Raw genomic sequence first — 6,289 nt, forward strand, 5'->3', positions numbered from 1 at the left:
ATATAGTGTTGGATGGTACTGTATATTTAGACGAAACGTATTTTTCAAAAGCCAAACAGAACAAGATCAAAAAAGACGGAAAAGAACTGCGAGGAATATCCAGGAACAAAATAGGAGTAGGGGTTGCCTGCAATGATAAGGCATCCATCTACATAGTGACAGGAACATCAAAACCATCCAGGACCTCGACAATGAGAACCTATGGAAAACATATAGCCGAAGGTTCGACAATCGTTCATGATGAAGAAAAATCTCATAACATACTTGTTGAAGAACTGGGATTAAAAAATGAAGTATATTTATCTAATGAAATAAAACAGCTGAACGATAAAGAGAATCCATTATATCCAGTCAATCATCTCCATATGTTACTTAAAAAATTTATGAGAGCACATGGAGGTTATGAAAGAGAAAATCTGCAAGACTGGATGAATTTATTTTGGTTTATTATGAATGAGCCTAAAGACCGATATGATAAAGTTCTAAAGTTCATCAAAATGGCGATAATGTCACCAAAAAGGGTGAAATATCGAGATGCTTTATCAAAAAGACACGATAAATAAAGGATTGTTACCCTTTATGTGCAAAGGACGAGCCTTAAATATAAATAAAAGATATATAAGATAATAGCAAATCAGAGTTTGTGATGGTAGATAATATGGAATGGTTTAATGTTTTTGGGCTGATTTTTATTGCAGTCATTATGATACCCAATGTTGTATTTGCGATTAAGTGCAAAGATGGATTTGATAATAAGTGGAACAATAAATATGTTGAGGTCACAGAACAAGTAGGGAGATTGGGTTGTTTCGGATTCATGATAATCAATATTCCGGGAACTTGGTTCGGGTGGTGGTCTGACGAAGCATTTGCACTATATCTGATTGTAGATACCATATTGGTAATGCTTTATTGTGCTATTTGGATTATATGTTTTAAGAAAAACAGCGTTTTCAGAGCATTAGCACTTTCTATTATTCCTTCAATGTTGTTCTTATTTAGTGGGATTATGAGTAGGTCAGTGCTATTGATTATTGCATCAGTATTATTTGCACCAAGTCATATTGTGATTTCATATAAAAATGTAAAATGATATTTACAAATTCATATTTAACTATCTAATCTTCAAAAACCATTGATTTTTCAAGGCTTCACGCCTGTTTTCCGTTCAAACCTTATCTGTTTGCCCTTGTTTTTGCCCTTACGAGCCGAAACAAGGGCAACTTTTTATTCCCCGCCGACCACCTTATCCAGCAGCCTTGCGGAAGTGCGCTTCGCTTCCCTTGTAGAGTGAGCGTAAATGTTCATTGTGGTACTGACATCAGAGTGTCCGAGAAGTTCCTGCACATCTTTCGGCTTTGCGCCGCCGGACAACAGATTGCTTGTGTAGGTGTGGCGGAGCGTGTGGAAATGAAAATCCTCAAGCCCTTTCACTTTCTTCTTTGCCGCCCTGCACATAATCCCTACCGTACTCGGCGCTTCATACGCCCCGTCTGCTCTCAGGCAGACAAAGGAGATTTCCTTGTAGTCCTCCGGGACTTTCTCTGTCCTTTGCAGGCTGTAAACCTCATAATAGGTGCGCCCTTTTTCCTTTACTTCTTTGTAGTAGTTCAGGTAATAAAGCTCCCCGTAGCGGAAACGGTTTTTGCGCTGTTCTGTTCTCGCCGCCCGCAGGATTGCCGCCAGCGTGTCGCAGAAATCAACGGTGCGGACTTTGCTTCGCTTTGTCGTTCCTACTTCGGTTGTGTGCCTTGTTCCGTTATAGCGCATACTGCGGCGTACTGTAAGATATTGTTCCTCAAGGTTAATATCCTGCCAAGTCAAGCCGCATACTTCCCCGATACGAAGCCCCGTGTAGTACGCTATCTGCACAGGCAGCAAGGCGGGATTGTCTTTTGCCTTGAGAAATTCCTCCAGCTTTTGGAACTGCTCATGGGTGATAGTAGGAATACTGGAAGTATCTTCCTCACTGTCCGAGAAAATATCCGTTTCCTGCTTCCTGCCCCTCAGCTTCACATACTGCATAGGGTTAAAGGTAATCAGTTTTTTCGGGAAAACCGCAAAGCGGAAGGAATTTTGGATCAATCTTGCAAGGGAAAGCCAGCAGGAGTTTCAGCGCAGCGGCACAGAGGGTAAATGTATCGAAGCAAGGGAACTGATTATCGCCTTGCCCGAAATCTATACGCAATACGAGCCGCAGCAGGTACTCACGGACTTTACAGAGGAGTTCCGCAGGCGGTACGGTGTGGAGTGCGTGTCCGCCCTCCACCACAACAAGCGCAAGACGAATTATCATATCCATCTGATTTTCAGCGAGAGGAGGCTGCTCCCCGAACCCGATGTGAAGATTGCTTCCCGCAGCGTGTTCTTTGACGAGACTGGAAAGCGTGTCCGCACCAAAAAGGAAATCACGGGAGAGGACGGGCAGATACGGAAAGGCTGTACCGTCATCAAAAAAGGCGAGGTATACGAAAGCCATCTGTTTACTACCAAAGATACACGCTTTAAGGGAGAGCCCTTTCTACGGGAGATAAAGGAAGTGTATACGGAACTTATTAACCGCCATATCTCTGATCCTGAGCAGCACTTAAAGGTGTTTGATAAAAACAGCGTCTATCTGCCGACCAAGAAAATCGGCAAGAACAATCCCAAAGCGGACGAAATCAAAGCCGACAATGCCGCAAGACAGGAATGGAACAGGACAACGGATATGGCGTTATTATCGGGTATCTCCGAAGCAAAGATTTTAGAAGTCAAGCGGACAGAGATACACGAAAAAACGAGCCAGTTTATCAAAAGCAAGGGCTGGCTGCCGGGTCTGTTCCGCAGTATCGTCAGCAAGGCAAAGGACTTCCTGCAAAACCTAATCCGTGAACACGATATGCCGCCGAAGCCTGTCCTTGAAATAGATATGGCAGAGTTCCGTACCATGCAAAAGCTGATGATAAAGGCGCAGGATAAGGCGAAAGAAATCCGGCATTTGCAGGATACGGTACTTCCGAAACTGAAACAGCAGATTGCCGACACAAAAGGGATTTTCAAAGGTAAGGAGCGCAAGGCGCTCACAGAGCAGATACAGCGGACAGAAAAGGCAATCGCTGAAAAGCTGGATAAACTGCCCGATGTTCTGAAAGAGGACGGTTATTCCGATGTGCAGGCATTCATGGCAACCTACCGCAAGGCGGAGGCTGTTGTGGAGCAGTACAACCGTGACCTTGCCGCATGGGAGCGGCAGGTCAGGGAAAAACAGAAACCCACTCAAAAAGAGCAGGCAAAGCCGCCTGAACGGGAGAGTGTACTAAAACGCCTGCGCCAGCTTCAGGCAGAGGGCAAGCAGAGAAACCCGCCGAGACAGAGAAAGAAATCCTTTGACAGAGACAGCCGATAGGCACGAAAACAGCCGCTATGGTATTACCCATGCGGCGGCTTACATAGTTTGATTAGTGTTCCCGCTTTTGAATAACGGTTATCTGTAAATCCTTTGCGTTGATAAGTGTTTCCTGCTTGCATTTAGGGCAGTAGAGGGGAAAATTCTTTAATTCGGTATCTTCTCGTAATTGAAGGCGTGTTTTACTTTTACAGATAGGGCATAATAGCCATTCTATTCTCATTTTGATTTTTTATCAAAGGCATTGGTAATTGCAACGATAGCAGGAAACATAACTCCCGCAACAACCCAAATTATCCAACTCTGCCCCCAATTATTTGATGATAGACTGTATCCTAAATAAATTGCTGTTGCAATTACCCAATATGCGATATATATAGCATCAGCAATAGACGGTTTTTCCTTGTTTTCTTTAGAATATTCGCCTTCCTGCAAAAGTTTTTCATAGCTCGCCCATATAATCCCCGTCTTGATAAAACAAATTACACCTACGCCTGCAATGAGAAAGGAAAGGGAAAGCATAATCATTAGAAATAGGTCGTTATCAGCGTCAATTATTGCTCCAACAAAAAGCGGAATTAAGGCAGTAATACACAAACAAGTTCCTGCAATATTATTCTTTGTGTGCAAATCTTTGTATTTTGCTTTGCGTTCTTTAACCATTCCACTCACGCCATACTCGGTTTCAAACTTTTCTTTTTCCAAATATGCAAAGGGAGCGGTTTTGCTACCACTTGATATAAACATTACGGCGGCTATTGCTACAAAAATAATAAGAGCAATCATTCCAATTCCACCTGCAATATCTTCGCTCAAGCCGCCTGACGTACTTTCACTAATTGCACCCAATATCAAAAGAGCTATCGGAGATAAGATACACAAAAAAGCAGCATACGCTATTGTTTTAGCTGTCCTTGATTTTACAGAGAGAAAAGCATTTGCTTCCTCCATAGAGACACGCTTTAATGACGGCATATCATTGGACGAGTTGATATGCTCTGCTTGCTCAATTTCGTCTTTAAGTAAATAATCTGTACTTACTCCGAATAGTTCGGAAAGGCGTATCATTTTATCAAGGTCAGGAACAGATTGTGCTCCCTCCCATTTTGAAACAGATTGTCGTGTTACATTCATTTGTTCGGCTAACTCCTCTTGTGACCAGCCTGCTTTTTTTCGTAACAAAATAAGTTTATCGGCAAAAATCATAATTTTGTCCTCCTGTTAATGTGATTGTTATACTTATTTTAGCGATTGATAAAGTTGCTAACCACCAATCAGCACCATTCAATATGTCAACTGGCAGTTGCAACTGCCCAAAATCCTTTTTTACTTCTCGTTGTTCTTCTTTCTCCTATCTATCGGTTTCTTTGCATCTTTTGGTATGAGCCATACTCTGCTTAAACGTACAACACCCTCAATCCTGTTTTCAGAACATAGTGTCTGTATTCTTCGTTCTGAAATATCCCATTTAGTTGCAGCTTCCTGTACCGTCATATATTCAAACATAACAAACCTCCACATTATTAGTAGATATATTATACTCGGTCAAACGAACAATAGCAAGAAACGAATCGTGAGCACCACCACCCAAAAGAACAGCGGCAGAGATTTCTCCCTGCCGCCTTTGCCTTATGCAAAAATAATCTTCCTCTCCACAATCTCCCTTGCACACGCCCGTATGTTATTGAGCCGCCCTGTCCATTCTAAGGCGTTTTCTGCCTTTAACTGTTCCATAATACCTTGTGCCTGTTTCATCTGCTCTACCAACCGAAAGAACATCTCCTCCGTCTGCTTATCAATGTCGGCAAGGTAAGCGTTCAGCCTGCCGCTTGTGAGCAGATTAAGGTATGTAATCCTGCGGTATTCTTTCAAATACTGCAAGTGTCGCTGTCCCCATAAGCCGATAGGCTGTTCTTTTTCGGCTGGTAAAATAAGACAAGGAATATAATAATCTCCTTGCAGTTCATACCACAGATCATTTATCATCGTAAATATACTTGTCCATTGAAAAATCCTCCATTATAATATATTCGCACATACATCACAGTTCTCCGATTGCCACACTTATGTTTATTCTTGTTATGAGATTTTCTTGCCCTTGCATTTGCCCTTATGAGCAATGAGGGAAAGAGTAAACTTGTGTGTGACCGTATAAAGAGATAAGGCGAACACATTGCGATAAATCCTTTATTTTCAAGGCTTTTGGAGGATTTTATTAAAACACTGTAACCTCTGTTGAGAGGTCATAATTTACTGATATTCAAATCCTAATTTGTAGAGATGATAGGAGTATTTATGAATAAAAAGTTAGTGAAAGAATTTTTAATAATAACATTTGTTATAATGCTAATATTTTGGGGTGGTTGTGCTTTAATTAGTCAAATATTTAACTTGACAATAAATAATATATTTTTAAGGATTATGCACATTATCGGGGGATTCTCTCCAACTATTGCCTCTTATATATCACTAAAGAGAAATAACAAAGTTAAGAATTTAAAAGAATGGTTAAAAAAGATATTTGATATAAAACATAATATTTGGACTTATATTTTAGTAATTTTATTTGTATTGATTTATTATGTTTTGGGGTGTGCAATAAATGGATTTAAATTTGGTGCTCCTATATTTATGCTTATAGTAATTTTACCAATGATGTTATTTGGTGGTGGAAATGAAGAAGTTGGATGGAGAATGATTTTACAACCTGAATTGGAAAAGAAATTTGGATTTCATATAGCAACAATCTTTACTTCTATTATTTGGTGGTTATGGCATTTACCAATATTTTTTATAATAGGAACAGCAAATGCAAATATGAACTATTTTCTTTTTGGAATAATGTGTTTAACCTTATGCTATGCTTTGGCAACAATAAGAAAGGTATCGAAAGGTGTATTT

9 protein-coding genes and 1 pseudogene are annotated in these 6,289 nt (G+C 40.5%); 5 read left to right on the plus strand and 5 right to left on the minus strand.

What is annotated here, in order from left to right; all coding sequences use genetic code 11:
* Nucleotides 1-563 (plus strand): transposase (locus G413_RS11550; protein ID WP_037614849.1); only part of this gene is annotated, 563 nt, incomplete at its 5' end.
* Nucleotides 564-646: 83 nt separating this feature from the next.
* On the plus strand, nucleotides 647-1,093 hold the full coding sequence (locus G413_RS0110370; protein ID WP_005330834.1) for a hypothetical protein: 447 nt from the start codon (nucleotides 647-649) through the stop codon (nucleotides 1,091-1,093).
* A 134-nt stretch (nucleotides 1,094-1,227) separates the two neighbouring features.
* Here the strand turns inward: G413_RS0110370 and G413_RS11555 are convergent, their stop codons facing one another.
* Nucleotides 1,228-2,085 (minus strand): tyrosine-type recombinase/integrase, encoded by an 858-nt coding sequence (locus tag G413_RS11555; RefSeq protein ID WP_479691026.1) that lies wholly within the window; start codon nucleotides 2,083-2,085, stop codon nucleotides 1,228-1,230.
* Between the two features lie 82 nt (nucleotides 2,086-2,167).
* Here G413_RS11555 and G413_RS12450 point away from each other — a divergent pair.
* Nucleotides 2,168-2,536, plus strand: a pseudogene (locus tag G413_RS12450) (MobA/MobL family protein); the annotation flags it as partial.
* Between the two features lie 3 nt (nucleotides 2,537-2,539).
* Entirely contained in the window at nucleotides 2,540-3,388 is an 849-nt protein-coding gene (locus G413_RS11560) for a hypothetical protein (RefSeq protein ID WP_244910608.1), read from the plus strand.
* A gap of 52 nt (nucleotides 3,389-3,440) precedes the next feature.
* Here the strand turns inward: G413_RS11560 and G413_RS12010 are convergent, their stop codons facing one another.
* The 4 genes from G413_RS12010 to G413_RS0110395 form a co-directional block, all read right to left on the minus strand.
* Nucleotides 3,441-3,611: a cysteine-rich KTR domain-containing protein gene (locus tag G413_RS12010; RefSeq protein ID WP_074022010.1), complete on the minus strand. Its 171-nt coding sequence runs from the start codon at nucleotides 3,609-3,611 to the stop codon at nucleotides 3,441-3,443.
* Nucleotides 3,608-4,594 carry a helix-turn-helix domain-containing protein gene (locus tag G413_RS0110385; RefSeq protein ID WP_022790792.1) on the minus strand — a complete coding sequence of 329 codons (987 nt, stop codon included), beginning with the start codon at nucleotides 4,592-4,594 and terminating at the stop codon, nucleotides 3,608-3,610. Before G413_RS0110385 ends, G413_RS12010 begins: the two co-directional genes overlap by 4 nt.
* Nucleotides 4,595-4,714: 120 nt before the next feature.
* Nucleotides 4,715-4,894 carry a helix-turn-helix domain-containing protein gene (locus G413_RS0110390; RefSeq protein ID WP_027969185.1) on the minus strand — a complete coding sequence of 60 codons (180 nt, stop codon included), beginning with the start codon at nucleotides 4,892-4,894 and terminating at the stop codon, nucleotides 4,715-4,717.
* 123 nt (nucleotides 4,895-5,017) lie between these two features.
* Complete coding sequence (locus tag G413_RS0110395) at nucleotides 5,018-5,374, minus strand: TnpV protein (RefSeq protein ID WP_022790793.1); 357 nt, start codon at nucleotides 5,372-5,374, stop codon at nucleotides 5,018-5,020.
* A 309-nt stretch (nucleotides 5,375-5,683) separates the two neighbouring features.
* Here G413_RS0110395 and G413_RS11565 point away from each other — a divergent pair.
* The coding region (locus G413_RS11565) for a CPBP family intramembrane glutamic endopeptidase (protein ID WP_022790794.1) at nucleotides 5,684-6,289 on the plus strand (606 nt) is incomplete at its 3' end.

The sequence above is a fragment of the Faecalicoccus pleomorphus DSM 20574 genome, assembly GCF_000420345.1.
Taxonomy (GTDB): Bacteria; Bacillota_I; Bacilli_A; order Erysipelotrichales; family Erysipelotrichaceae; genus Faecalicoccus; species Faecalicoccus pleomorphus.